At 35.4% G+C, this 26,594-nt stretch carries 15 protein-coding genes and 1 pseudogene; 10 read left to right on the top strand and 6 right to left on the bottom strand.

Annotated elements, in window-relative coordinates; translation table 11 throughout:
• Window positions 1-614 precede the first annotated feature (614 nt).
• Both LEP1GSC049_RS218850 and LEP1GSC049_RS218855 read right to left on the bottom strand, forming a co-directional pair.
• Entirely contained in the window at window positions 615-2,291 is a 1,677-nt protein-coding gene (locus LEP1GSC049_RS218850) for a GAF domain-containing hybrid sensor histidine kinase/response regulator (protein ID WP_016748193.1), read from the bottom strand.
• Window positions 2,292-2,357: 66 nt separating this feature from the next.
• The gene (locus LEP1GSC049_RS218855; RefSeq protein WP_004754246.1) at window positions 2,358-2,831 is read right to left on the bottom strand and encodes an LIC13081 family protein; all 474 of its coding nucleotides are present in this window, start codon (window positions 2,829-2,831) and stop codon (window positions 2,358-2,360) included.
• A gap of 72 nt (window positions 2,832-2,903) precedes the next feature.
• Here LEP1GSC049_RS218855 and LEP1GSC049_RS218860 point away from each other — a divergent pair, with 72 nt between their 5' ends.
• Complete coding sequence (locus LEP1GSC049_RS218860; protein WP_004754661.1) at window positions 2,904-3,791, top strand: pirin family protein; 888 nt, start codon at window positions 2,904-2,906, stop codon at window positions 3,789-3,791.
• A 60-nt stretch (window positions 3,792-3,851) separates the two neighbouring features.
• On the top strand, window positions 3,852-4,271 hold the full coding sequence (locus LEP1GSC049_RS218865) for a DoxX family protein (RefSeq protein ID WP_004755356.1): 420 nt from the start codon (window positions 3,852-3,854) through the stop codon (window positions 4,269-4,271).
• A 740-nt stretch (window positions 4,272-5,011) separates the two neighbouring features.
• Here LEP1GSC049_RS218865 and LEP1GSC049_RS218870 read toward each other — a convergent pair.
• Window positions 5,012-5,839 (bottom strand): hypothetical protein, encoded by an 828-nt coding sequence (locus LEP1GSC049_RS218870; RefSeq protein WP_004763381.1) that lies wholly within the window; start codon window positions 5,837-5,839, stop codon window positions 5,012-5,014.
• 912 nt (window positions 5,840-6,751) lie between these two features.
• The gene (locus LEP1GSC049_RS218875; protein WP_004754865.1) at window positions 6,752-7,759 is read right to left on the bottom strand and encodes a YheT family hydrolase; all 1,008 of its coding nucleotides are present in this window, start codon (window positions 7,757-7,759) and stop codon (window positions 6,752-6,754) included.
• A gap of 555 nt (window positions 7,760-8,314) precedes the next feature.
• Here LEP1GSC049_RS218875 and LEP1GSC049_RS218880 point away from each other — a divergent pair.
• From LEP1GSC049_RS218880 to LEP1GSC049_RS218895, 4 genes are all read left to right on the top strand, one after another.
• Window positions 8,315-9,049 (top strand): LIC_13076 family protein, encoded by a 735-nt coding sequence (locus LEP1GSC049_RS218880; RefSeq protein WP_004759484.1) that lies wholly within the window; start codon window positions 8,315-8,317, stop codon window positions 9,047-9,049.
• Window positions 9,050-9,058: 9 nt separating this feature from the next.
• A complete protein-coding gene (locus tag LEP1GSC049_RS218885; RefSeq protein ID WP_004754243.1) occupies window positions 9,059-9,772 on the top strand; it encodes an Lcl C-terminal domain-containing protein in 714 nt (237 codons plus the stop codon).
• A gap of 893 nt (window positions 9,773-10,665) precedes the next feature.
• A complete protein-coding gene (locus tag LEP1GSC049_RS218890) occupies window positions 10,666-13,917 on the top strand; it encodes an efflux RND transporter permease subunit (RefSeq protein WP_004754866.1) in 3,252 nt (1,083 codons plus the stop codon).
• A gap of 118 nt (window positions 13,918-14,035) precedes the next feature.
• A complete protein-coding gene (locus LEP1GSC049_RS218895) occupies window positions 14,036-14,659 on the top strand; it encodes a TetR/AcrR family transcriptional regulator (protein WP_004753502.1) in 624 nt (207 codons plus the stop codon).
• A 652-nt stretch (window positions 14,660-15,311) separates the two neighbouring features.
• On the opposite strand, the gene LEP1GSC049_RS218900 is transcribed toward LEP1GSC049_RS218895, so the two are convergent.
• Window positions 15,312-17,306: a 7TM diverse intracellular signaling domain-containing protein gene (locus LEP1GSC049_RS218900; protein WP_004755398.1), complete on the bottom strand. Its 1,995-nt coding sequence runs from the start codon at window positions 17,304-17,306 to the stop codon at window positions 15,312-15,314.
• Window positions 17,307-19,384: 2,078 nt separating this feature from the next.
• On the opposite strand from LEP1GSC049_RS218900, the gene LEP1GSC049_RS218910 reads away from it, so the two are divergent.
• Both LEP1GSC049_RS218910 and LEP1GSC049_RS218915 read left to right on the top strand, forming a co-directional pair.
• On the top strand, window positions 19,385-19,930 hold the full coding sequence (locus tag LEP1GSC049_RS218910) for a YbhB/YbcL family Raf kinase inhibitor-like protein (RefSeq protein ID WP_004755087.1): 546 nt from the start codon (window positions 19,385-19,387) through the stop codon (window positions 19,928-19,930).
• Between the two features lie 522 nt (window positions 19,931-20,452).
• Complete coding sequence (locus tag LEP1GSC049_RS218915) at window positions 20,453-21,793, top strand: PQQ-binding-like beta-propeller repeat protein (protein ID WP_016560627.1); 1,341 nt, start codon at window positions 20,453-20,455, stop codon at window positions 21,791-21,793.
• A 111-nt stretch (window positions 21,794-21,904) separates the two neighbouring features.
• Here LEP1GSC049_RS218915 and LEP1GSC049_RS02000000224560 read toward each other — a convergent pair.
• Window positions 21,905-23,331: pseudogene (locus tag LEP1GSC049_RS02000000224560) on the bottom strand (SBBP repeat beta-propeller lipoprotein, LipL53 family).
• Between the two features lie 417 nt (window positions 23,332-23,748).
• Between LEP1GSC049_RS02000000224560 and LEP1GSC049_RS218920 the strand changes: the two are divergent.
• Together LEP1GSC049_RS218920 and LEP1GSC049_RS218925 are read left to right on the top strand one after the other, a co-directional pair.
• A complete protein-coding gene (locus tag LEP1GSC049_RS218920) occupies window positions 23,749-24,762 on the top strand; it encodes a DUF2804 domain-containing protein (protein WP_004759519.1) in 1,014 nt (337 codons plus the stop codon).
• Between the two features lie 683 nt (window positions 24,763-25,445).
• Entirely contained in the window at window positions 25,446-26,027 is a 582-nt protein-coding gene (locus tag LEP1GSC049_RS218925) for a DNA-3-methyladenine glycosylase I (RefSeq protein WP_016560664.1), read from the top strand.
• The last annotated feature ends 567 nt before the right edge of the window (window positions 26,028-26,594 follow it).

The following is a 26,594-nucleotide window of genomic DNA, read 5'->3' as shown; positions in this document are numbered from 1 at the left end:
TACAATGATTGTCTTTAGTTTCAATTTAGAACGCGATCCGTAGAGAGCCATAACCAACCCCACAAGTTGAATAGGATTTTAGAATCAAAATTGAACTAAAGCACAACGCTCTCTACGGATCGCGTTGGAAACTCAGTTTTACAGAGGATTTGTCGTAATTCCCACAGATTTAATATTGAAATCTAAATACTTGTGGGGTTGGTTATGGTAGAGAGCGTTCTGCTTTAGTTCCTCTTGCACCAATCCCTTTCGCGTTAATTAATCCGTGTTTGGCGTAAAAAAATTTTGTCTTATGCATTCGGAAATCTTGAGAATTTTGCTGTAAAATATAGTTCTGTGTTAGTTCCCACATTTTTAGGTTCAAAGTTTATTATAAAAAAATAATATTCCTTCAAGTTAATTTGGTATTTGAAAACTAGAATTTTACGTTTTTAAAACGTTAAAAGTTGTAATTTTGAAGTTTAAAAAAATTCCATAGTTCAATTAACAAAATTGCTTCCTTCGACCGTTTCCATGAAATAGAAAACAAATGGAGAATTCATTTTTCAAAAACTCTAATCTAAAACTTGTAAGAGTTCCCACATTGAAGGCACATTTCAACTGTTCTAAGAGAATTACTTTGATGTTTTGTCCAAAATAAATTGATTTAGTAGTTCTGCGATTTCCTCTTTGTGAAAAGGTTTGCTGAGGTATTGGTCGATTCCCGAAGCCATACAGTCTTCCTTATCCGTTTGACTAGCGTTAGCTGTCATTGCAATAATATAAGGACGAATGAATAAATCGTTTTGTTGAGTTAGAATTTTAGCGGCTTCGATTCCGTTCAGTTCTGGCATTTGAATATCTAAAAATAAAACGTCGATTGGATACGTTTTTACGTGATGAATCGCTTCTACTCCATTGGAAACGATTACAGGTTTGTAACCTAGTTTTTCCAGAATCTTTTTGATCAACATTTGATTGGTTTCGTTATCTTCTGCGACTAAAATGTTTAGATTTTGAATCTCTGTGTTTGAAGTCGCTTTTTTAGATTCAAAATTTACTTCCGATTTTTCAGCGAGTGGAATTTGTCCCGAAATTTCAAAAACACTTCCTTGATTGCTAATACTCTGAGCAGTTAATTTTAAATTCATCATCTCTGAGAGATTTTTGCTGATTGAAAGGCCTAATCCGGTCCCTCCGTATTTTCTAGAAACGGAAGTGTCCACTTGTCTGTAGGCTTGAAATAATTCTTCAAGTTTTTGCTCCGGTATTCCAACTCCGGTGTCCTTTATCTGAATTTTTATATCGCAGTGTTTTAAGTCGGACTTAAAATCGAATTCGATCAAAACACTTCCTTTTTCGGTGAACTTGATAGCGTTCGAGATCAGATTGACTAAAATCTGTTTGAATCTATGCGGATCTGTAGATACGATCAAATGAGAGGGTTGTTTTCCTACCAATTTAAATTCTATCTTTTTACGTTTTGCATCTGCTTCAAAAAGATGAAATACGTCTTTTAATAAATCCATCAGATCAAAAGCGATGATTTCGATTTTCATATTGAATGATTCTAATTTAGAAAAATCTAATATATCATTTAGGAGATTGAGCAATAACTTGCCACTTCTTTGGATCGTATCTACGTATTCTTTTTGCTCTTGTTGTAATTCCGTTTCCGATAAAAGACCGGAAACTCCTAAAATTCCGTGAACTGGCGTTCGAATTTCGTGACTCATGTTTGCAAAAAACAGGCTTTTAGATTTTTGTAATTCTTCTTCTTTCTTTTGAATTAGTAATAGTTCTAGATTTTTTTTATTCAGTTCAAAGTTATAAATGATTTGGTTTGATAGCGCTTTTAGAATGACTTTTTGTTTAGGATTTAAATTTTTCGGTTGTGAGTCGAACACACAAAGTGTCCCTATATTAAAACCATCCGGAGTTTTTAAGGGAGCTCCCACGTAAAAACGGATGTAGGGGGGGCCTAAAACGGAGGGTTTATTCTTAAATATTTCGTTTTTCAGAGCGTCCTCTATTTCTAAGAGGTCATCCTCCATGATTGTGTATTGACAAAAGGAAGTTTTTCTAGGAACTTCGGATTCTTGCATTCCCAGTTTCGATTTAAACCAAAGTCGGTTTGTGTCGACTAATGAAATCAAGGCCATCGAAGAATTGCAAATATACGCTGCTATTTGAGTTAATGAATCGAATTTTTCTTCCGAGGCCGTGTCTAGGATCTGGCAAGAATGTAGAGCGCGGAGTCTTTCCGTCTCGTTAAGCGGTATAGGAGCTAAATGGTTGTTTGAAGTATTCACGGGAACTAAGCCGAAAACATTTTCACTAAAAACTAATATTAGGCAAGAGGAATTTTAATCGGAAAACTAAATTCGAATAATTTGAAAATGTTTCGGAAAACCACTTTCGTTCCGATATAAACAATTTTGTAATTGCCTCATTTCTTTGTAAATTCTTCCTCTAATTCCAGAAGCAAATATTTTTTCTATAAAGTGATAAGGGAACTTAAGTTTAGAATGATTTGTGAAAGTTATTTTTGTTCCCCGATTCGTGATTTGAAAAGTATAAATGTCTCTTTGATCGATGAGCGAACTTTGGATTTCCATAATCATTCTAGAATTAGGAATCCATTCTTTTGCAAAATAATTCGCCCTAAGTTTGAAGGGTCCGAAAGAATAAAGTAGTTCGTAAATTGGAAAACCGTTTCCGTTTTTGGAAGGAATAGGAGATACGTTGGAAATTTTATCTCCCCAGTAAATTAAGTTTCTAAAATCCGCCACGAACCGAAACGTATCGTCTAAAGAATATGAAACTAAAAAAGTTACAGTAGTCGTTATCATTTTTTTGTAACCTTAAAATCTGTCTAAGAAATATTTGTATTGCGACCAGAGTGTAATAGGAGTGTTCAAATTATGAATTTAAGAAAAGTGAAAACAATCAGACCGTCATTGAGAACAATGGAAGGAGGAGGTTTTCCAGTTCGCAGACCTTTTCCTGTTCAAGATTTAATTCATTTAGATCCTTTTCTGTTATTAGACGAAATGGGACCTGTAGAATACAAACCCGGTAAAGCAATTGGAGCGCCGGAACATCCACATCGAGGTTTTGAGACGGTCACTTATTTATTATCCGGAGAAATGGAACACCGAGATTCTTGGGGGAATTATGGTAAACTGAAACCGGGAGACGTTCAATGGATGACCGCCGGTTCCGGTTTAGTTCATTCCGAATTGCCTTCATATGAGTTTCAGAAAAACGGCGGATGGATGCACGGTTTTCAATTGTGGGTCAATCTTCCTTCTTCCCAAAAAATGAGTCGTCCTAGATATCAAGACACTCCTTCTGAAAGAATTCCAGAAGTTGAAACGTCCGATGGAAAAACAAAAATTAGAGTGATCGCCGGAGAAGTGTTTGGAACAAAAGCGGTGATCGAAACTAAGATCCCAATTTTATACTATCATTTTCATCTTATTCCCGGAGCGGACGTTTCCGTTCCTATTCCTGTGTCATATAACGTGTTTGCTTTTCCATTTTCAGGAGACGGCATTTTGTATGCTCAAGAAGGAAAGGTTCCTTTAAAAGAAGGGGAGATGGTTTGGTTTGAAAGAGGCGAAGGAGACGTTCGATTTTTTCTGCCGGAGGATTCTTCGAACGGTTGGGAATTCCTTTTGATAGGAGGACAACCCGTGGAGGAGCCGGTGGCAAGATATGGTCCTTTTGTGATGAACACTCAGGAAGAAATTTATCAGGCATTTCACGATTTTCAATCCGGTAAGATGGGAAATATTGATTCGAAGTAAAACTCACCTTGCAAAAGTTTCGAAAAGGGGTATCATAACCTAAAAACCTGGAGGTAAGTTATGGATCGTTGGCTGAAAGATCATCGGGATTGGTTGGTTGATTTCCTTCGAATTTATCTGGGAGGAGTTTTGATTTATAAAGGTCTGGAATTTTTATACGATACGGACGCATTGATTCGTTTGATGGAGATGAATAACGCGCCAATGGCATCTACGTTACTCGCTCATTATATCGTAATCGCACATATCTGCGGAGGGGTTCTGCTTTTATCCGGCTTATTGACTCGTTTTGCGGCGATTCTTCAAGTTCCGGTGCTGATCGGAGCAGTTTTATTCATTCACGCTAAAGAAGGGTTTATGGCTCCGGGATCCAATCTTCCGTATGCCGCGATGATTCTTTTATTACTTTTCCATTTTTCTTTATATGGATCTGGAAGAATTTCAGCGGATTATTATATTGAAACTCATAAGAGTATTTAGACTTAGAGTTTGTCCCAAAACCGTCCAATGTGGGAACTACTACGAAAATTTAATGAGATTTAGAACTGCTTGAAAGTTCGCAAATTGCCAAATGAGACCTAATTTAGGAACTACTGCATTTTATTAAAAATTTCTAAGAAATTATCGCGTAAAATTTTTTGAGGTTTTGGGACAAGCTCTTAAAGAAATCTTCTATAAAATGGATTTTTAATTGGATAACGATCGTAAAACAGCGATTTTACGGAAAAATTTTATATAGGAATTCCTACATTTTGTTATTAGAGATTTGGCATCAAAGATTTTGAAACAAATTCAACTGAGTTTTTTAGTAAAAATAAAATGTGGGAACTGCTATATTTTTAACCTTTACTATTTGGACGTTTGAAAATAGTACCAGAAAATGAATGGGCCATTTTACAAAAACGCAGAAATTCTCAAAACATTATATTTAACTTGAAATCGTTGGTTTTTGTGTGAGATCCCACATTTTAAGTTTTGAAATAGGTTCAGAATATGCGTCCGAGCAGTAAGTATTCAAGTAAATACAAAATAAGAATAACCATTTGATATTACGTTTTTGAAATGTATGGGAATTCTTACAAAATTTATAAATTAGAGTTTTACTGATTACCTATAAAATCGAGTACCATAAATTTGAATCGTAAAACCTTATTTCAATACAAAATTCGGTGACTTGTTATTATAGTTCTTGAGCGAGACATCTTGAGTTCAGAAGAATTTCACCAGTTCAAACCGATTCCAAATTTTGCAGAATATTCTTGTAAGGACCAGATATGTTTTTCCTTTTCATTGAATAGATCCTTCAAATTTCCATAGGTTTTTGAATAAGCGTCGTAATTTGTACCAACTAATTCCGTTAAAAGATAAACTCGATCTGTAATAAAGTAACGAGAGCCAATTACTAAACTTGTTTGAAAAAGTTTAGAATTGGAAACGGAGTCTCTTCCATATCCGAACAAAACCCTAACATACGGATCCAATGTAGAATTTTCTAAAAAGTGATAGGAAAAATGAACGTTAAACGTCATTGCCTTCATCAACTCGTTATTGTGATAGGTAAAATAAGGAAAGGTTGTTTCCAATTTTGTTAGTTGGTCGAACGAGACGTTTTGAAAAGAAGGATCGGTAAGACGAGCAAATCCAGTGACTAATAAAAAATCGAATTTTGAAAAGGAAAGATTAGACGCTTGAAATTGGGATTGATTGAGACTCAATCCAATTCCAAATCTTGATTTTATTAAATATTCGAATAAGAACGAAGAATTTTGTCCGGTAATTTTTGGTTTAGGCGCCTGATCAAATAAATATGCGCTTAACAACTTATCTTCGGTTGAACCGATTCCGCCTGCGTAGTATCCAAAAATTTCAGAGTTGCCATATGTAAAATCCCGGTTCATAGAGTTTGGATCGATTTTATTCGTGTTGGTCTTCAAATAATCGAATCCTTCTCCGTAAGTAAGTTCAAAAAAAAGAGGCCCTCTTTTTGTTTCTGCCGCCATTTCAGTACAAATGAAAATGACAAAGAAGAATGAGATTATTTTTTTCATCTTAAAATCCTTTTGTAAGTATAGCAGAAAAAAACCGCTCATTCTTTCGAGCAAATAAAATGTAGGAATCATAATAGAGTTGTTGAAAAATTAATTCTTGATCTGTTTGTATTGGATTGAATGGACAATTGAAGCAATTTTACGAATCTTCACTATGGAATTTTTCAACAACTCTATTAACATTTGTCCCAAGATCTAAAGATTTTGATGTAAAATCACTATAGTTTGTAAACGTCCAGGTATGACGCTTTTTATGGAATTCCGAATGGTTAATTAGAAATTTATAAAGTATGCTTTACGCATCTCTATAAAGTTGAGTAATTACGAGTAGGACGCATAAAAATAACACCAAAGTTAACAATTAATTTTACCAAAGATATGGAAGGTTTCAAAAAATAACATTTAACCCGGATTTGTTAGCTTTTTGAAGAAGTTCTTACATTTTAGGTTTTGAAACAAGTTTAGGATTATTTTTATGTGTTCTACTGATCCCTATAAAAATAATTACCGTTGATTCTATCACAAAACGCTGATTTCATGTGAAATATTATGATTTTATTATATATTTATGAGTAATTGTAAATGTTATCACAACGTGCCGTTTCATGTAAGTTCTATAATCCAATGCGAAAGCGATTGAAGCGTAGTCAATAAATTGTAATTCAATATGATATATTAGAGTTGTTGAAAAAGCCGGATTAATAAAGTTGCTTCAATCGACCGTTTTCATGAAGTAGAAATAGATGGAGAATTCATTTTTCAACAACTCTATCGTATTAAGTTTCTTTCATGCAATTTATTGACTGGAGCTGAAAGCGCGGTCCGGCAACGCCGGATTCGCCCCGGTTTTCTTACTTTGAATTCACAGGTTTGAAGTGTGAACGATTGGATTGGGTTTTGTATTATATAGTTTTAATGCGCACTAAAAATTTCGTCTAAAACGCGAAAATACCAGCAAGCTCCTTTCCAGTTTTCTAGAAAACCGTTATGCCCTCCAAAATCCTGAATGGATATTCTTACGTTTCGATTGGGATGAAGAGAAAGAAAGGATTCTCCACGAATGATTGGATCATCTTTTGCAGTCAAAATGGTGGTTGGAATTAAGATTTGAGAAAGTTCTTTTTCTCCTAAAGTATAAGTCCCGAAGTAATGATCTAGATCCTTAAATTCTTCGGTAGAATTGATCATCTTCTCGGTCATTTTCATTACGGATTTTTCCTTTAGGATTTTATCATAAGGAATTAAAGTGGGAAAATGTTTCTGTTTTTTTAATATTGATTGTTTCCATTTTTTAAGAAAGTATCTACCTATGATTCGTTTTTGGTCCATTAGAATTGTTGCATCTTTCGGATGAATTGCAGGTGATATAGCGATACATTCTTTAAGTTGTTTGATTTTATTTTTTGATTGAGAATGAAGTCTAGCAATTCTAAGAGTAAAATTTCCTCCCAAGGAAAAACCGATGATAAAAATTGGAATTCCCTTTTCTGCAAACGTCGCAACTTTAAGAATGGCTTCGTATGTTTCTTCCAGCAAACTTCCGTTAAACGGTTCTGGATTGAGATGATGTGTTTCTCCGTGATCTCTATAGTTTAAACGAAAAATATCATATCTTTTTTCATAAAAATAGTTGGAAGTCCTCAAAATGTAAGTTGAATCAACGCTGCCTTCCCAACCGTGTAATAGAATTAAAAACCCTTTTGGCTTTTGATTTTTTTGTTTATTTAAGTAGCCTTCCAACCTTATTCCTTTACCGACGTCTAAGATCATTCTTTCTGTATTTTTTAAGAAGGTCATTTCTTTCGGTAGGTTCCACTTTAAGGAAGCGAGAGCCGTTTGTATAAAAGGAAATTTTAAAATTCCTCTTGGATTGAATTTTGGAGTTTCTAGTTTTTTAAGATTCAAATTGTTTGAGATCATCTGCTTGTTTGGAATTTTTTTTTAAAATCATTGGTTGTATCAAACTTCTTTTTATACGACCGTGTTCATTTACTCGGGAAGATTTAGAGTGTCTAATACTTTATTTGAAACTGGCTTTTACGATAAAATTTCGATTGTGGTACTTCGGTTTTATAGGATTAGTAATTTGAGTTCTATAAAATTAAATACTATAAGTTTTTATTATAAAACACTTTTGGGAATCCAAAATATTGGGTACTTTGTTTATATAGTTCTAAATAGTATAAGTTCTTCCATTTTCAAGATTTATTTTGAAAATATAGATGGATACGAATTTCCACATTCGTTTTTATTTTTTCGAGATAAAACGGATTTCTTACAATGATGAACTTGCGTTAATTATTTCCAAGTTGCCAGAATTCATCTCAAAAATGGACTGAGGCATATTTCAAAATCTGTTTGAAAATAAAATAGAAGCTTTTGATACGGCCTTTATAGAAAAAAAGTCGCTTTTAGAATAGTTTCTAAAAACATACCAACAGCACGTCATTTTGTGAAGTTGGGAGTTCGTTGTAAGTGAAGAATCTATTGAGTCTTTTATATTCTTTTTTGGTTTTATTTCGGTTTGGATTCTTTACATTGATTCTGTTTTTCTTATATTCTTGTACAAGTTTAGAATTGGGTTCGGTAAAAGGAGGACAGCTTATTACCGGTCCTCAAAAGAATTCTAATTCGGACGGTTGCAAATCGATCGGTAAAAAACATCAGTGGTATATTTTATTCGGTTCGATTCCTATCAATAAGATCAATTATTCGGAAATTATACCGGATCAAAATCGAACGTATCGAGTGAGTTTGAAAACTACTTGGTTGGATGGAATACTCAGTACTTTCTTGGGAATTGCCGCCTCCGTTACTCGTAAAACCATCGACGCAGAAAATTGTGATACTAAAGAAATCGTTTCTTCCAAAGTAGTTCCTATTTCTAATCCTCCAGCTGAAAAACCGGAAAAAGAAGTCTCTAAAATTGATACTACAAAGATTAAAGAAGATTATATTAGACAAAACGAAAGACAATGGAAAGAAGAATTGCAAGAAAGGATTCATGCTTCTTTCAAAGAGGAATTGGACAACACTTGGAATAAGGAAGTAAAACAATCTAAAAACCTTTCTCTTTTGTATTTAAAGTCGGGTGAAATTGCAAAAGGTACAGTGACTCGTATGGACGGGGAGGGTGTACGTTTATTTTACAAAGGTAAAGAAAGAACCTTTCGTCGTTCGGACGTACAAAGAGTTCGGTTTCAAGATTGAGTGGGTTCAATGGCGAATAACGTTCGAATGTTTTTTTTAAGAATTTTTATTTCTTCTTTTTTATTTTTAAGCTCTGCTTGTTATTTAAATCCTGTTTTTAAGGATCTGGTTTCTTCCGATGAAAAAAAAGAAGAATCTTTAGTTCCTTTGTTATTGATCTTGTCTTCGACTGCGGCTTCTCCTCCGGTGATCCAAGGAGAAACGATCTTTTTCCCGTCCACCGGTCTTACTTGGATGAGGTGTTCTAGAGGCCAGACATACAATGCCGCTTCCGATTCTTGTACCGGTTTTTTAGTTTCTCCTCAATATTGTTCTAGTTTAGACAACCAATGTAATGGAACTTCGGGAGGCACTTTAATTTCTGGATCTGCTTTTGATTCTTGTTCCACTTTTCAGGTTTCCGGTAAGTCTGCAACTTGGAGAGTTCCCACTCATTCCGAATTAAAGGGAATTGTATTTTGTTCTAACGGAACTGATTTGACTCTGTCACAAGATAATTCTAAAACCTGTGCTTCTTCTGGAACCAGTTATGAAGCTCCTACAATTCGAAAGGATTGGTTTCCTGGAAATCCTGTTGGAAGTCTAATTGAATTTTGGAGTAGTACGAGTGATCCTCAGAATTCTGCAGTTGCTTGGAAGGTGAATTTTACGAACGGTTCTACAAACATCACTTCTCCAAAAAATGTTTCTGGGTATCTTCGTTGTGTAAGTAATTCTCGTTGATAGTCTTGTAGTGAATTGATTGGAGTTTTCAAAACCTTTAAGTTGCTGGAATGAGACGTAATCTGTGGGAACTACCACAACTTTGATGTTATATCCAATTTCTTTTACGAAAAAATAAACCTATAAACGAAACATTTTGCTTACGGCTATAGAATACGTGAGTTTGGCTGAGTAAAAATTTTCTAAAAGTATGAGTTCCTACAATTTTAGAATTTGTTCGTAAAATCGTGATTTGCAGTAGTTCCCACATCATTTATTTTAACATGAGCAGGGCGTAACGCGAAAGGGATCGATGAATGAACTAAAGCAAAACGCTCTCCTGAAACTCAATGCATCACTCCCTAAGGGTCGCTCTGCAGGGTCGCGTTTGAACTCAGCAAAACGCTTTTTATTAAAGCGTTTTAGGGTCAATAAATTGAATCTAAAGACGATTGTTGTATTATGTTTCCTGTATGCAATTTATTGACCAGAGCTGAGAGGCTGCCTGTGGCAAGCCGGATTCGCCCCGGTTTTCTTATGTCGAACTCACGTTATTTTACAGACAAACCTAAGTTTTGCAGTGGTTCCCACATTTAAAGAATCAATCTGTAAGTTCAGATTCCAACTTTTTTTCAGAATCATGGGTTCCTTACGTCGAACTCCTTTAATGATAAAGTAGTTCCCACAAATTCAGCAGATTTGAATATTCCGCATATCAAATTAAATCCATTTATAATCTTTAACTTTTCGAGTTTAGAACACCTTGACACATTCTGTAGGAACTTCCAGATAACTACTTTGGTATAAGAAATTCTTAGTTGATGAAAAACAAATAATTCAAAAATTGTTTCCAGTTGGAAAAGTCTTATAGTTTTTACGTTTTGGTCAGCCGGTAAAATTAGGAGGTTCACAAAATGAGCTTGGCTTCGCTTTCGATTCAAAGACCGATTTTCGTCACTTGTACGGTCTTACTCATCCTGGTCGCGGGATACCTTTCTTTGAGCAAGTTGGGGGTAGATTTATTTCCCAATGTAACGATTCCGGTCGTGACCGTAACTGTGCCTTATCCAGGTGCAGCTCCTAACGAAATCGAAACACTAATTGCAAAACCGGTTGAAGACGAACTATCTACGATTTCAGGAGTGAAAAGAGTTAGAGCGGTCTGTAACGAAGGAGTGGGGACCGTTATTGTAGAATTTACTCTGGAAACTGATGTAAAATATGCAGAACAACAAGTTCGGGATAAAGTATCTAGTGTTAAACCGAAATTACCAAATGACGCAAAAGAACCAGTCATCCGAAGAATCGATCCAGCGGATCAACCAATCGTAATCGTTGCACTGAGAGCCGAATTACCGGATGCGGAACTCTATGATATTGCCAATGAAGAAGTGAAGCAGATTCTTCTTTCCACCAAAGACGTAGGAAACGTAACCATCTACGGAGGACGTAAAAGAGAAATTCACGTAGAACTAGATCGGAACAAACTCAAAGAACATATGATTCCAGCTTCGGTCGTGTCCAATCGACTTGCTTCGGGAGGTATGAACATTCCCGCCGGAAAAGTTAGTAAGACCGATAAGGAGCTTGTATATAGAACGATCAACGAATTCCAATCTCCCGAAGAAATCAGAGACACTCCCATCTCTCTTTTTGGAAATGAAGTTCCTATTAAAATCGGACAATTAGGAGAAGTCAAGGATACAGTTGAAGACGAAACCTCCCGTGCTTATCTAAACGGTAGAAAAGCCGTTTTTCTAATGGTATATAAACAGTCCGGATCTAATACGGTTGCGGTTGCACAATCTGTAAAAAAGAAAGTTCTAGAAATCAATCAAGATCTTTTGAAACGTAACGGTTCGCCAGAGTTGACGTCTACCAATGATTCTTCCATAACGATCGACAACAATATCTATGACGTAAAAGAAACGATTATCATCGGAATCATACTTACGATCATTGTAGTGTTGTTATTCTTAGGAAGTGTTCGTTCGACTTTGATTACTGGACTTGCACTTCCAAACTCTTTGTTGGGTGCGTTTATACTTATGGCGATTGCTGGTTTTACCGTAAACGTGATGACTCTTTTAGCTCTCAGTCTTGCGGTTGGACTTCTGATCGACGATGCGATTGTAGTTCGAGAAAATATTTTCAGACACAGAGAAATGGGAAAAACTGCGAGAGAAGCTTCTATCGAAGGCACCAAAGAAGTAACACTTGCGGTGATCGCTACTACAATGACAGTGATTGCAGTTTTTATGCCGATCGCATTTATCAGTGGAATTGTAGGACAGTTTCTAAGAGAGTTTGGACTGACAGTATGTTTTGCTCTTCTTATTTCTCTTTATGACGCGCTTACGATTGCTCCTATGTTGTCGGCGTATTTCGGTGGAAAGGTAGGAAATCACGCGCACAATTCTTCTTCTGAATCGATTCCCGAAATTACAACCAAAGCAGTAAAAGGAAAAACAAAAGGTGCTACGACGTTGGAAGAGATCGCTTATTCTAAAATCCGTTCTCAGAATAAGACCTCCAAAGGAATTTTATCCACCGTATTTTCTCCTATCGTGTTTGTTTTAGGAAAGTTAGAGGTAGGCCTAGATTCTATATTAAGTATTTTTAATGTTTTTCAATCTTGGTTGGAAGAAAAATACGCTTCCGTTCTGAAGTTCACTTTAAAAAGGCCTTTTTTTATACTTTCCGGAGCGGTTTTAATTTTCGTAGTCAGTTTGGTTTTGACTAAGTTTATTCCTAAGACGTTCCTTCCGGCTCAGGACGAGGGTAAATTTACTGTGACCTTGGATATGCCGCCAGGAACGTCCTTGGAAAAAATGTCTCAGATTGCTCTACAAGTAGATCAAAAGATTCGTTCTTATAAGGAAATCAAAATTGTTTCTATGTTTAACACGAACCGTAGCACTAATATGTTCGTAGAAATGGTTCCTTCTAAAGATAGGAAGATGAACACAACTCAGTTCAAAGCGTTTCTTCGTAAGGAACTGACAGAATTTTCTTTCGCCAATCCGATCGTAAAGGACGTAGACAATGTGGGAGGAGGACAAAGACCTTTTACTCTAACGGTCAGCGGTCAAAAGAGAGAAGTTGTTGAAGACTATGCTAAGAAGTTGTTCGAACGTCTTCAAAAATCTCCGGCACTTTTAGACGTAGATACAAGTTATAGAACGGGAGCCCCTGAGTTTAGAGTGGTTCCGGATCGGGAAAAGGAAGTACTTTTAGGAGTTCCTGGAACGATCATAGGGTCTGAGTTGAGAACTCTTGTAGAAGGAACCACACCTGCGGTTTATAGAGAAAATGGAGTTGAGTATGATATTCGTGTTCGACTGAAAGATTCTCAAAGAGATTTAAAGGAAAATTTTTATAGTTCCTTTGTGCCTAATTTTAACAACAGACTGATTCCGATTCAAAACGTAGCAAAAGCGGAAGAATCCACCGGTCTTGCAACGATCAATCGTCTCAATCGAAATAAGGCCGTGGAAATTTATGCGGACGTAAATCCTAAAGGTCCTGGAATGGGTGGGGCTATGGAAGAAGTTGCAAAGATCAGTCAGACTGAAATTCCTCTTCCTTCGGGTGTGAAGATCGGATATTCCGGACAAGCGGAAAGTTTTAAAGAGATGGGAGTTTCTATGGCGATTGCAATGGGACTTGGGATCTTATTTATCTACATGGTTCTTGCTTCTCTTTATGAAAGTTTTATTACGCCGATTGCGATTATGCTCGTGTTACCTCTTGCGCTTTGTGGAGCTTTTATCGCTCTTTTTATTACTCAAAAATCCTTGGATATTTTTTCCATGATTGGGTTGATCATGTTGATCGGTGTCGCTACCAAGAACTCGATTCTTCTTGTGGACTTTACCAATCAATTGTTGTCACAAGGTAAAGAAATGAAAGAAGCGATTATCGAAGCGGGAAGAGAAAGATTGAGACCGATTTTGATGACTTCTTTTGCTCTTATCGCGGGAATGTTGCCGATTGCAATCGGCTTGAACGAAGCTTCTCGTCAACGAACGAGTATGGGTGTTGCGATCATTGGCGGATTGATTTCTTCTACGGTTCTCACTTTAGTAGTGGTTCCTGCAGCATTTTCTTATATAGAAAAACTCAATCAGATGGTAAGACGAAATTCACCGAATCCTGATGCGTAAGTAGTTCATAAGTAATGAATAAGAATTAGAATTTACTCTCGCCGTTTATGATTTAATTGATTTTGAATTTTTGTCGAATTTAAAAAAAGAGTTTCATAAATGGCGCGAGTGAGTGAAAATGAAAGTGATGGATCAGGATGAAGTAAAACATCGTATTATGGATAAAGCACTTGAGCTTTTTCTAAAATACGGATATGCAAAAACTAAAATGGAGGAAATTGCAAGAGTTCTGAAAATTTCACGTAAAACTTTATATAAACATTTCGAAAACAAAAATCATCTTCTGTTTGAGATTCTTTCCCATAAACATAATTTAATGAGCTCTACTTTAGAGAAGATCAGTGAAGATGATTCTTTATCGGTGCATGAAAAAATCCAGGCCATCAATGAATTTAAAATCAGTCAGTTTCCCACTGGAGCGAATGAGTTCATTTTAGAAATTAGGGATCAGGCTCCGGACCACTACGCTTATATTAAAGAAGTGAGAATGGAATCCGTTGCTAAATCGGTTCAAGCTCTTGTTAAACAAGGGATTGAAAAAGGGGAAATTCGTAAGGATTTGGATCCTACGATTTTTGCGGCGCTTTTGAATTCAGCGATCGAAATGACTGCAACTCCAGAGCTTCTTTTAAATTCTCCTTATTCGATGATGCAATTACAGGGAGAAATTCACGGAATTTTATTTTATGGAATTATGAATTCTTCGGAAACTCAATCCGTAGAAAAAGTTTCAAGTAATTAAGAATGTATCTCTGTAGTTAAAAAATGTAGTAGTTCCCACAATTTTTGTGAAACTACTTATCTCTATCAAATCAGTACCTAAATTGTTCATCATGAGTGCCGTCGTTCGATAGATCGCGTTTGAACTCAACACAACGCTCTCTACGGATCGCGTTGTGGGATAAAAAACGCACATTTTTCAAGTGCTCCGACAAGAATGAGGTTTTTTACTTGCAAAAAGTATGTTTTTCTGATAGAGAAAAATCTTTCAAATTTTCCCACCACCTCTCCTCCACCACCCAAAACGCGGGCGGGGCCGATCTTTTTTACAGAGGATTTTGCCGTAATTCCGACAGATTTATATTGAGATTCAAATACTTGTGGGGTTGGTTATGGCTCTCTCAAACTCAAGCCGTATCACTCCCTGAACTCAGTAAAACGCTCTCTATGGATCGCGTTCTATATTGAAACTAAAGAAGATTGTTATATAATATTTCCTATATACAATAACTTGACCGGAGCTAAAGAGCCCGGTCCGGCAAAGCCGGATTCGTCCAAACTTTAATACGCAGAATTTATAGGGTTGAAACGTAAACGATTGGATGTTTTGTTGTACAGTTCTAAGTAATGTAGAATATTGAGTATTTTATTATATAGTTATGAGTAGATATAATTTATTCGCTTTTGAGAGAAGTTCTACAAGCTTGCAAATACCAAGCAGATGCAGAATCAGTAGGATATTCCGATAAGACGTCCCTAAAATGATTGAATGCAAAAGTATATTCTTCTTCAAAAAAATGGAAAACTCCTCTTTCAAATTTACTTTTTGTTTTAAAGAATTGTTCCGCCTCGTCGCTTTCTGTATCACAAAATTCTAATATAGAAAGATCTTCTTTTCTCCCTCTTACAAATGTTCTACCTAGATAACGATATAGAAATTGGGAAGGATCTTTTAAGGAAGAAAACGCAGTTTCACTCAAGAGTATTTTTGCTCCGTAATTTTTAGTAAGACCTTCTATGCGGGAGGCCGTGTTCACCGTATCCGAAATTACAGTTACCTCCATTCGGTTTTTAGAACCGATCGTACCCAACATAACAGGTCCCTTATGAAGGGCGATACCTGTTTCGATCGGCTTATAACCGTGGCGATCTCGATCCGCGTTGTATAGTTTCAATTGACGATGCATTTCGATAGCAGCCATCAAACCGTCTTCCGCGTTTGTTTCAAAAAGCGCCATAATCGCGTCGCCGATAAATTTATCGATGGTTCCGGAATGTTTTTCGACTGCCGGTGTCATTCTTTCTAAATAAGAGTTTAGAAAATTAAAATTTTCTTGTGGATTCATACTTTCAGAAAGTTCGGTAAAAGAACGAATATCGGAAAATAAAACGGTCATTTCTTTTTGGATCTGATCACCGAGCGCAACTTGGATCACTTCGTTTTTTCCCAAAAGATGGATGAGTTTAGAAGGAACAAATCTTGCAAAGGATTCGTTCAGTCTGGCTTGTTTTTCTTTAATCAAAAGAGAGATTCTGTCTCCAAGTCCTAAAGAAAGTAAGGTTACTTCCAAACCGGAACCGATTTGCATACTGTATTCCGTAACAAAAGAAACCGGAATGGCTCCTATGGTTTTTAATGCGTAGAACGCTCCTCCTAAAAGTAAGACCGAGAATGCGATCATAAAATAACGAGCAGGACGAAAACCTGACATCAACGTTTTTATTCCCGAAACCAATATGGAAATCGCGGTTAAAAGACCTAAGATCGCGACCTGCAACGCTCCTTGAGTTAAGTTCACAAAAAAAGAAGAGAACGAAGCCATTGCACAAAGAACGATTAAAACACGATTGTATTTGTGCAGGGTGGGAAACGTGTTCTTTGTATCCAAAAAGTCTTTTGTAAAAAGCAGAATACTAAATTCCAAAAGACCGGCCAAGAATGGATTCATTCGTCTGGCTCCCCAGGAAAATTCTGGCCAAAGATATTCGTAGGCAAATCCGTATTGAGACATTAAAAAAATAGCGAAACAGAGAATATAAAAAACGTAAAAGAAATAACTTTTGTCCCTTACCGTAAATAAGAGGAACAAGTTATACACAGCCATAGCGATCAGAATTCCGAAATAGAGTCCATTAATATATTGAATATCTCTAATATTCTTATAGAACGCGTCAGGCTCCCAAAGAATCAGAGGCATTTGCATACTGTCTTCGTTTTTAAATCGAAGATAAAAAGTGGATACACCTGGAGGAGCATGAATTGGAAACACAAAGGTATGACTTTCGATAGGCCTGTCCTTAAAAGGTTTTTCTATTCCTACGATAGTTTGTTCATATGTTCCATTTTCGGGAGAATATAGAATTACTTCGTCGATCAATGGAAACGTAACTTCTAAAAGTTTTTCTTTAAAAGTTTCTTCCGGATTATGAAACGAAAACTTCAACCAATAAGCGGATTTCGTAAACCCGAAAGAAGGATTTATTTGTTTGGATTGTTGAAATTCTTTGTTTTGAACGGATTCAATCGTCAGACTGGAATCTGGATCTTCTAAAATTTGAGAGTAAATTCCAAGACGAATTTGATTTTCGTTCCAAGGAATAGTTTCAGAAAATGCGGGTAACGTAATAAGGATCGGAAATGCAATTCTTAAAAATTTTATTATTTTCATATCATTTCTCCGATCGTTCAGGTTACGCACAAACGTTTGTGCCATTGTGCAAGGGGCAAACTAAAATTTATTTCAAAAATTTCTAAATACTATTTTAAATAAATATAAAGTACTTTTGAAATAGTTTCTAATTTACATATTCAAAAATAAGGAAATTTGAATCAGATAAACTTCTCTTGAAACCTTGTTTTAGTTTGGACAAAATTTTATTTAGAATTATTTCGACAAGTAATCTGAATGAAAAATTTTTCGAATGAATATTTAAGAATTCGCTTTAATACCTCAAAACAAATTAAAAAAAGAAAGATGGTTTTTAATTTTCTCTTAAGATAGAATAACGATAAATCGTTCTTTTATTAGAATAAAACGATATGTTGTCTTTTAATTGTCTAATTTGAAACAAGTTTGATGAATATCTGTTTACAATTATTCATAACTCTATTCAAAACTATGTTTTTTATAAAATGAGAATCAGAATCGTAAATGATCAAATTAGGTTTAATTTTCTGAAAAGTTTTGTTGGATTGAATAAGACAAAATTTTTTTAATTGAATGAATTTCGTTAAAATAACGGTTTAAAGCAGAAATTGAATTATTAGAATTATTATTTTTCAATTTAAGATGGATTCTAATTTAGTTTTTCTTTTTAAAAACTTTTATAAAATCCAAAAAAATGATCTTACTACAAAGAACGCACGAAAATGATACTATGAGTTTATTCTACGACCTACATAAAATAAGTACCATAAATTTTGAGATAAATCCCAGTTTTAAGACAGTCTTTTAGGTATTTCTATTTTATAACTCTGAGAAAAGTTTTCTTCAAAGAAGTTATAAATTTCAAAATAACAGCGCTTTATAAAGCTTTATTTTCGCAAAAAATTCATCGTTCGTTTTTGTTAAATTTTCGTAGTAAAATCAAATTTCTGCATGAAACTTTTGTTCTAAGATTGCCGGAGAAATTAAAAATTTATTTTGAGCCTATCTCAAAACTGAAAGATTGATGATGGAGATTATTAGAAAATTGTCCGGATGAGACGGTTTTTTGCAGGAACTTCAGAATTGTATTAGAAATTTCTTAAAAACTATCGTTTATACCCTCAAAGTTTTGGGACAGTTATTCTATAAAAATACTGATCCTATAAAATTGAATACTTAATGTTCATCACAAGTGCCGTTGTTCGATAGAATCCAATACGAAAGCGATTGAAGCGTAGAGGAATTCAGAAAAATGCTCTCTCAAACTAAAGCCGTCTCTCGTTCCCCATGGGTCGTTCGACAGGTCGCGTTTGAAACTCAGCACAACGCTTTCCTAAGGGTCGCGTTGTGGGATCAAAAACGCACATTATGCAAGTGTTCCGACAAGAATGAGGCTTTTTACTTGCAAAAAGTATGTTTTTCTGATAGAGAAAAATCTTTCAAATTTTCCCACCACCACCCAAAACGCGGGCGGGGCCGATCTTTTTACAGAGGATTTGTCGTAATTCCGACAGATCTATATTAGAGTTTTTGAAAAATTCCATAGTTCAACTAACAAAACCACTTCAATTGCTCGTTTCCATGAAATAGAAACAGATGGAGAATTTATTTTTCAACAACTCTATGATTAAAACGTAAACTATTGGATTAGGTATTTTATTCTGTAGTGTGAGTAATGTTATAGAATTGAATATTTTTAGTTTTATCTAAAAACTCTGTTGGAGCGAAATATTAACTAATCTGTTATTATATAATTTTGAATAATAAAAATATAAAAAATTAGTGTTTTATGAATTTCTTAATTATTTTTATAAGATCGATGGTGGATTCATAAAATGATTTAACAAAACGAAAAAGTAATTTATGTCAATTAAAATCGATTGAAAATGCGAACCCTTGGGGGAAAATTTTTTCGGATGTTTTAGTTTAGAAGTCTGCCAAAAACTTAAAAAGAAAGAATATTTTTTTGTATATTCAAGATTTCTCAATTTCTTAAATAGCTAAAAATTTTCATTTGATTTTTCAAAAATTTCCAAATCCGTCTTGCATAGTTTTACTTGATTCCTAATTTAAAGTTTATCTAGGAGGATTTTGATTTTATGAAAATCAAATGGTTTATATTTGTTTTTTTGTTCGGCGTTAGCTGGCTTCAAGCGGAACCGTTTCAGTTGAAAAGTCCTGAGTTGACATCGGTTAAATTAATCGCCAACGAACAAGTGTTTAACGGCTTTGGGTGTTCCGGAAACAACGTTTCTCCTTCTCTATCTTGGACGGGCCTTCCGAAAGATACTAAAAGTATTGCGTTAACCGTGTATGATCCTGACGCTCCGACTGGAAGTGGATGGTGGCACTGGGTGGTTTTTAATCTTCCGTCTACTACTACTTCGATTCCAGCTAACGCCGGAAATTTAGAAAAAAATCTGCTTCCTAAAGACGCGATTCAAAGTAGAACCGATTTTGGAACATCTGGTTACGGTGGTCCTTGTCCTCCGAAAGGTCATAAGCCGCATCGTTATTATTTTACGGTGTATGCTCTCAAGGATAAAATTCCGGCGGATCAAAATTCTTCTGGAGCTTTGATCGGATTTTATATCAATCAACTTAAAATTGGCGAAGCACAGATTTTAGCAAAATACGGCAGATAAAATAGAACACAAAAGGATCTGTTTTTAAGCAGATCCTTTTTGATTGAATATAAAAAAATCCTCGGTTTAAGTTGAAACGTATATTTTTTATCAATTGTGTTAAAACTTTCCCTTAAACTTCTATAAAATCCTAAAAAGATCGGAACTTAAAAAAACTATAATTTTGCAGCGAATTCTTAATTTATCAGTTAAGAATTTTTTGAAATAAGAGTAAGTTTTTTTGAATATTCTAAAATACGAATTTAATAATTATTCTTAAGTCTCAAAGAAATAAAGTTCGAATCAAAATTGTAATGAGTTGATTGTTTTAAATTTTTTAGACGCATTTTTTGTAAGAGGAATATTTGAATTTTTTCCCTGAATGAATCCGGATTCGTTTTTATATAGATTATTGTTTTGTATGATTTGTAAGTGAGTTATTTTGTAATCAACCGAATGCGAAGTTCTGTTTCAAGTTTAAAAAATAAATTCTTTACAATTTTAAAATCTCTTTGATACATTCCATTTCACAAGGACCATACGATGAAACGAATATTTGTTTTTTTTATTTTTCTGATTTGTGCAACTTCTGCCTTTGCACAAAACAATTCTATTTGGCAGACCATTTTCGGTGGTGAACAATACAATGGATTAAAACCCAACGAATGTCCGGAGGAACTTCCATCTGGATTGGTTTCTTTAAAAGATGGAACTTACATTGTTGTAGGCTCTTCTAACGATTGTTCCAGGCAAGATACAAATCTTAAGATAGAACAAAAAAAATATAGTGCTGCTTGGTCCGCAAAGATTGATACATTTGGGAATCCAGTTTGGTGGAAATATCTTTTTACGAGTATACCCGTAGACATGGGAGGTTATACAGTCAGTGTTCATAGTCACGATAGCGTGCGAGGAGAAAATCTTATAGCGATTCAAGACGGAGGTTTTGTTACCGCAGGTTCTATCGGAAGTGGAACTTACAATCGAAAGATTGTATTTTCTAAATACGACGGACAAGGAAGTTTGATTTCTGATAAAATTATAGAGGCGAAAGAAATTTGTGATGACGTTTGTGGATTTGAAGATCCACATATATTTCATCTCCAAGAACTTTCCAATGAAAAATTCAGGGCGCTTGTTTCAGTTTCTTACAGAACGGAATCGACGGAACAACGAGGAAATACTACTACCGTAGTAAACGGAATAAAGACAGGATTTTTTTATACTCTTTTGGGTAAGGATGGTTCCGTTAAGAACTCAAAACACATTCCGGATTTAGAATATGCTTCTAGCGCAAACATTTCTTATGAAGAAGGAATCATTTTTGCGGTAAGCACGGATAACGTATCTGGTAGAGAATCTCAAAGAGATTTGGTTTTACATCGATATGATTCGGATGGAAAACAGCTTTGGAAAAAAAGATTCGGAAGTCCTAATATAGAGGATTTTGCAGTTTCTATTCTCAAACTTTCCGATGGAAATTTACTTTTATCTGGAGGAGTATCTGGATCAAATCAACAAGCGGTTTGGCTTTTGAAATTTTCTCCAAAAGGTGAAACGATCTGGGAAACCAAACAAAGATTAGGTGGTCATAATTTTATGGGACCTATTATAGAATCCCCGGATCAGGGTTTTTTCGGAGTTCTTTCTGATGGAGAAGGGCCTATGGTTTTAGTTAAGTTCGATTCCAACGGAAAAAAAGTCTGGGAAAAAAAACATTCTCAAAGGCTTTATATGGCGAATAAGATTTTAAAAAACGACAAGGGTTATGTAATTCTTTCTTATACGAAGAAAAAACCGGCTCAATATATAGATGCTCTTCTCATTCAAACGGATTGGGATGGAAATATTTCAAAGGAAGCCTTGCGAAAGAATTTTCCATAAGGAACAACAGAACCAAGAAACTTTAATCGAAGGGCTACTCATGTAATCGAGTGGCCCACAGAGTAGTTAAATTCATCACAAGTTCAATTGTAAGTTATTGTTTTGGTTGCGCTATCTAAGTTTTAGAAGGAATAAATCAATATCTCCTTGAGTAGCAACCTCGTTGATTGAGATTTCGGTAGATCCTGTACAATAAAGATTTCCTTGTTGATCTTGTTCAATTTCATTTCCTATGATCGTTGCTCCATCGATTCCAATTTGTCGGATCCATACCTCATTTCCTAACGAATCATGTTTGGTTAGAAGTAAATCCATCCCGATCCCGTTCTGTCTCCCATCTACCATATGATTGCTTTTGCCGGTTGTAAAAATATTTCCTTCCGGGTCTATAGTGATTGCGGTGACGGAAGTGGTTCTATGATCTTCGGCCGGGCCTAAGTATCGAATCCATTGTCTAACACCAAGAGAATTATATTTTACTAAAATTCCACGACGACTTTCAACAACATCGCCTACTGGTTCAAAATTTGCGTTACTCATTCCACCTACAAAAACGTTTCCAAAGGAATCCACAGCGATAGAGTTGCCTTCAGAGTCACTCAAGGCCAGGCCGAGTCGTGTAAAGAGTTGTCTTCTTCCACTTCTATCGTATTTAAGAATAAAAAGATCGTAATTACCTATACTAGGAACTGTATTGGTTTGTAAGTTTGCATTTGTAGTGCCGGTTATAAATATATCTTCCGTGTTTTCTGCAACGGTGACACTTTGTGCATAGACAGATGCATTTGGAATTGAAATATTTAAGTCTCTACGCCAATTTCCTTGACTGTCTATTTTAAATAGAAACCCAGTTGCTGGTCCTGCAATCCGTTCTGATGAGAAGCTACCGACAATGTGGGAAGTTCCGAATCGATCTATGAAGGCTTTTTCAGGAGTAAAAAGCTGATTTCTGAATCCTCTTTGTTTTCTCCAGATTTCATTTCCGTTCGTATTGAATTAATCACGAATAGGTCTCTCTGGCCTGTAAGTCGTCCTGCAAAATTACCAGATGTTTGGCCTACTACGTAAATGTTTCCTCTTCGGTCTACTTCAACATCGGCGACATCTAATTGTACACCTGGAACTCCGATTTGTTTTGTCCAGATTGTTTGTTTTCGAGAATTAAATTTTGCAAGAATTATATCTTTGGTTCCAATCAGATTTTCTCTGTAAATACTGGCATTGGTACTTCCAGCAATGTAGATAAATCCATTTCTATCAATTGCAAGCGCTGAATCTGTAATACTTGCGTTAGGCGCTCCAACTAATAAAGTCCATTCCGGAATGTCCGCATCTTCCGGAACGAAATTTTTATTTACGATGTCTTCTTTCGAAGTATCCGAGTCATTAGGAGAAGTCGAGAGGTTGTTACTTTGAAGTAGACCTGCGATCCACAATGGATCGAATGATTTCGAATTCGACTCGTTTAAATTCAGTAATTCTCCGATAGGCGAACAAGCTTGAATGAATATAAAAAGAAAAAGATAGACGCGAACCAAAATATAACTCCTATTCTAAATAAATTAAGTTCTGCTTTGGGCGACTCCCGCTAACGTATTGCAAAAGTAAGTCTGAATACAACAAATCTATATTATATTTTTCTAAAATACCAATAACTTGATTCACAACGCGACCTGTCGAGCGACCGTAGAAGCGAGACGCTGAGTTCAGGAAAGCGTTGTGCTTTAGTTCATTCATCGATCCCTGTCGCGCTCACGCGGTACTGAATTTTACCGCGGAGACTCAACGAACTCACGTTAGATACTTTCTTCGACTAAAAAGATCGGAGATTCTTACGAAAAGAAGTTCTCGAAAGGATAGGGTGTTTTGACCTATCCGAAGTTAGATAACAAATGTGGAAGAAAGAAGTCGACTTTTTGGGTCCGTGCAGATAACTTACAAAAAGTGTTCTTAAGATGAACTTAGAGACTGAAATAAGACAAGAAACGAACCTTTGCGATAAATCCGGAAATCTCAATTTGAACGCCGTAGGTTGGTCTAAAAAACCAATCCATCGATGTAACTTAAGTGGGAAATACTTGAGAAAGAAAAAATGGAATTACTGGTGTATCTATGATGAGAATTTTCTAGTATCCTTTACAATATCTAACGTGGATTATGCGGGAGTTATTTTTGTATATTGGCTCGATCGAAAAACGGGGAACTTTGAGGAAGGAACCGTTCTAACTCCTTTCGGCTCTGGAGTCAACTTAGGTCAACTTGTAGTAAGTAACGCGACTTATATAGGAAAAAATGCTCGTCTTCAATTTTTCAGAGAAGAGGAAGGTTATCGTCTTTCGGTCAATTTTTCTCTTAAAAATAAAATTCCGATTCAAGCTGAGATAGAGGTTCCTGTTTCCGAAACTTGGGAAACCTTAAACGTAGTTGTACCTTGGTCTAAAAGAAAATTTCAGTTTACCGAAAAGTTATTCGGAGTCGGAGCTCGTGGATTTGTTCGTTACGGAGCAATGGAATATAAGTTCGAGCCTAAATCTTCTTTTGCTTGTATGGATTACGGAAGGGGAGTATGGCCTTATTCCACAAAATGGAATTGGGCTTCTATGGTATCGCATAACGCAGGATATACGATCGGGATCAATTTAGGAGCTGGATGGACGGACGGAACTGGTACAACTGAAAATGCCATTTTAATCAACGGTAGAATTTATAAAATTCCTTCTGATGCGATTTTTGAAATGGATCGTGAAAACTGGATGAAACCTTGGCGTCTTTATACAAAAGATTCTCAAGCGATAGATTTAAGGTTTCTGCCGGAATTTCATAGAAAAGCTTCAACAAATGTTGGAATTTTTGCATCTTCTGTGCATCAGATGATCGGAAAATTTGAAGGTGTAATTAGACTCGGAAAAAACGAATATAAAATTGCAAACGGTCAAGGTTGGGCCGAAGATCACGTAGCGCGATGGTGATGACCGAGCAGAATTATATTTGTGTAAATGGAACTTTGAAAGTAAACGCACCGAAAAGGTTTTTGGGGATTTTTTCAAGAGATATTACAATAGAGTTGTTGAAAAATTCCATAGTGGAGATTAGCAAAATTGTTTCCATTTCAATGTAACGGAAACAATTGATTTTTTAACAACTCTGATTTTATTTTCTATTCATAGATTAGATTTTAAAAATTTAGCTTCTTACAGATCTTTATAAAATCGAATATTATAAATTTTTATTATAAAACTCCTGTTCAGCGCAAAACAATAGAAGCCGTTTTATTACTCGAGCGTATGAGAATACTATCAGAAAATGAATGGGCAATTTTAGAAAGACGCAAAAATTATATCTAACTTGAAACCTTTGTTTTTTTGTGTGAGATCCCACATTTTACTACTCGGACGCATAAATAGAAATACTTGGGTTAGATTGTTTCAAAAATTTGAATGTTTTGGTCCTGATCTAAAATGTCGTAAATCCCGAATTTGCGGTATTTTTTAAGTGCCGCTATTTTTCACAAATTCGGCCGTTAATAACTTGGTACGATTTTCATGTGTCCGAGTAGTAAAAATAACCGGTATTTTAAACAAAGATAAAGTATTTTTTGAGATAGATTCTAGATACTTTATTATATTATAGTTCTGAGAAATTTTGAATCAAGATGAAAAGAGAAAAAAAATTGAAACGTTGCGCTTGGGTTACTGAAGATCCGGATTACGTGAAATATCACGATCAAGAATGGGGAGTCCCTGTACATGATGATCGACTCTTATTTGAATTTTTGGTATTGGAGGGAGCGCAGGCTGGACTTTCTTGGATTACGATTTTAAAAAAAAGGGAAAATTTCAGAAGGGCTTTTGACGATTTTGATGTTGTTCAAGTGGCAGCTTATAAAGAAAAGAAAATTCAGTCTCTTTTAAAAGATCAAGGGATTGTACGTAATGAGTTAAAAATCAGATCCGTTATAAAAAATGCACAAGAATTTTTGAATATTCAAAAAGAGTATGGAACCTTTGATCGATTTATATGGGATTTTGTAAATCATAAAACGATTTATAATTCCTGGAAAACGACCAAGGATATACCGAACAAAAGCCTCGAATCCGACGCAATGAGCAAGGCTCTTAAAAAAAGAGGATTTAAATTTGTAGGTCCCACAATCTGTTATGCGTTTATGCAAGCGACAGGAATGATAATGGATCATACAACGGATTGTTTTCGTTTTGTTAAACGAAAAGTTTAAAGAAATTTTTATAAAATTCAAAATAGCCGTTGTCGTTCAATGAAATTTTTACATAAGATCACCGCTTGCATTTGCCTAGAAAATTAAAAATCTATTTTTATAAAAGTTCCCGTTCCTAATTAACGTGAGTAGGACTTAAGAAAACCGGGACGAATCCGGTTTGCCATAGGCAGCCGAACCGGATTTTTTAGCTCTGGTCAATAAGTCGCATACAGGAAACATTATATAACAATTATCTTTAGTTTCAATTTAGAAAACGTGATCCGTAGAGAGCCATAACCAACCCACAAGTTGAATAGGATTTTAGAATCAGAAGGATTCAGGACGCTAAGTGTTCCGACAAGGATGAGGTTTGTTACTTGCAAAAAGTATGTTTTTCTGATAGAGAAAATCCCCCAAGCATTTCCTCTTCCCACTTAATCGGGCCATTCGAAAAACTCAACGAATGCCTCTCTAAGGATTGGTATTCGGGAGGATTTTTCCCCTTTAAAATATATTTTAGATAATTAGAATATACTCGATTTCTATTGATTGATAGGAACTGAAAACGTGGTCCTGCTTTTTATT

The organism is Leptospira kirschneri serovar Cynopteri str. 3522 CT, from assembly GCF_000243695.2.
GTDB lineage: Bacteria > Spirochaetota > Leptospiria > Leptospirales > Leptospiraceae > Leptospira > Leptospira kirschneri.
This window is presented reverse-complemented; position numbering and strand designations above follow the sequence as displayed.

Excerpts from the sequence above, each read along its gene's own strand:
- LEP1GSC049_RS218855 (WP_004754246.1), bottom strand. The coding sequence starts at position 2,831 with ATGATAACGACTACTGTAACTTTTTTAGTTTCATATTCTTTAGACGAT.
- LEP1GSC049_RS218915 (WP_016560627.1), top strand. The coding sequence starts at position 20,453 with ATGAAACGAATATTTGTTTTTTTTATTTTTCTGATTTGTGCAACTTCT.
- LEP1GSC049_RS218910 (WP_004755087.1), top strand. The coding sequence starts at position 19,385 with ATGAAAATCAAATGGTTTATATTTGTTTTTTTGTTCGGCGTTAGCTGG.
- LEP1GSC049_RS218890 (WP_004754866.1), top strand. The coding sequence starts at position 10,666 with ATGAGCTTGGCTTCGCTTTCGATTCAAAGACCGATTTTCGTCACTTGT.
- LEP1GSC049_RS218875 (WP_004754865.1), bottom strand. The coding sequence starts at position 7,759 with ATGATCTCAAACAATTTGAATCTTAAAAAACTAGAAACTCCAAAATTC.
- LEP1GSC049_RS218865 (WP_004755356.1), top strand. The coding sequence starts at position 3,852 with ATGGATCGTTGGCTGAAAGATCATCGGGATTGGTTGGTTGATTTCCTT.
- LEP1GSC049_RS218900 (WP_004755398.1), bottom strand. The coding sequence starts at position 17,306 with ATGAAAATAATAAAATTTTTAAGAATTGCATTTCCGATCCTTATTACG.
- LEP1GSC049_RS218920 (WP_004759519.1), top strand. The coding sequence starts at position 23,749 with ATGAACTTAGAGACTGAAATAAGACAAGAAACGAACCTTTGCGATAAA.
- LEP1GSC049_RS218885 (WP_004754243.1), top strand. The coding sequence starts at position 9,059 with ATGGCGAATAACGTTCGAATGTTTTTTTTAAGAATTTTTATTTCTTCT.
- LEP1GSC049_RS218895 (WP_004753502.1), top strand. The coding sequence starts at position 14,036 with ATGAAAGTGATGGATCAGGATGAAGTAAAACATCGTATTATGGATAAA.
- LEP1GSC049_RS218870 (WP_004763381.1), bottom strand. The coding sequence starts at position 5,839 with ATGAAAAAAATAATCTCATTCTTCTTTGTCATTTTCATTTGTACTGAA.
- LEP1GSC049_RS218860 (WP_004754661.1), top strand. The coding sequence starts at position 2,904 with ATGAATTTAAGAAAAGTGAAAACAATCAGACCGTCATTGAGAACAATG.
- LEP1GSC049_RS218925 (WP_016560664.1), top strand. The coding sequence starts at position 25,446 with ATGAAAAGAGAAAAAAAATTGAAACGTTGCGCTTGGGTTACTGAAGAT.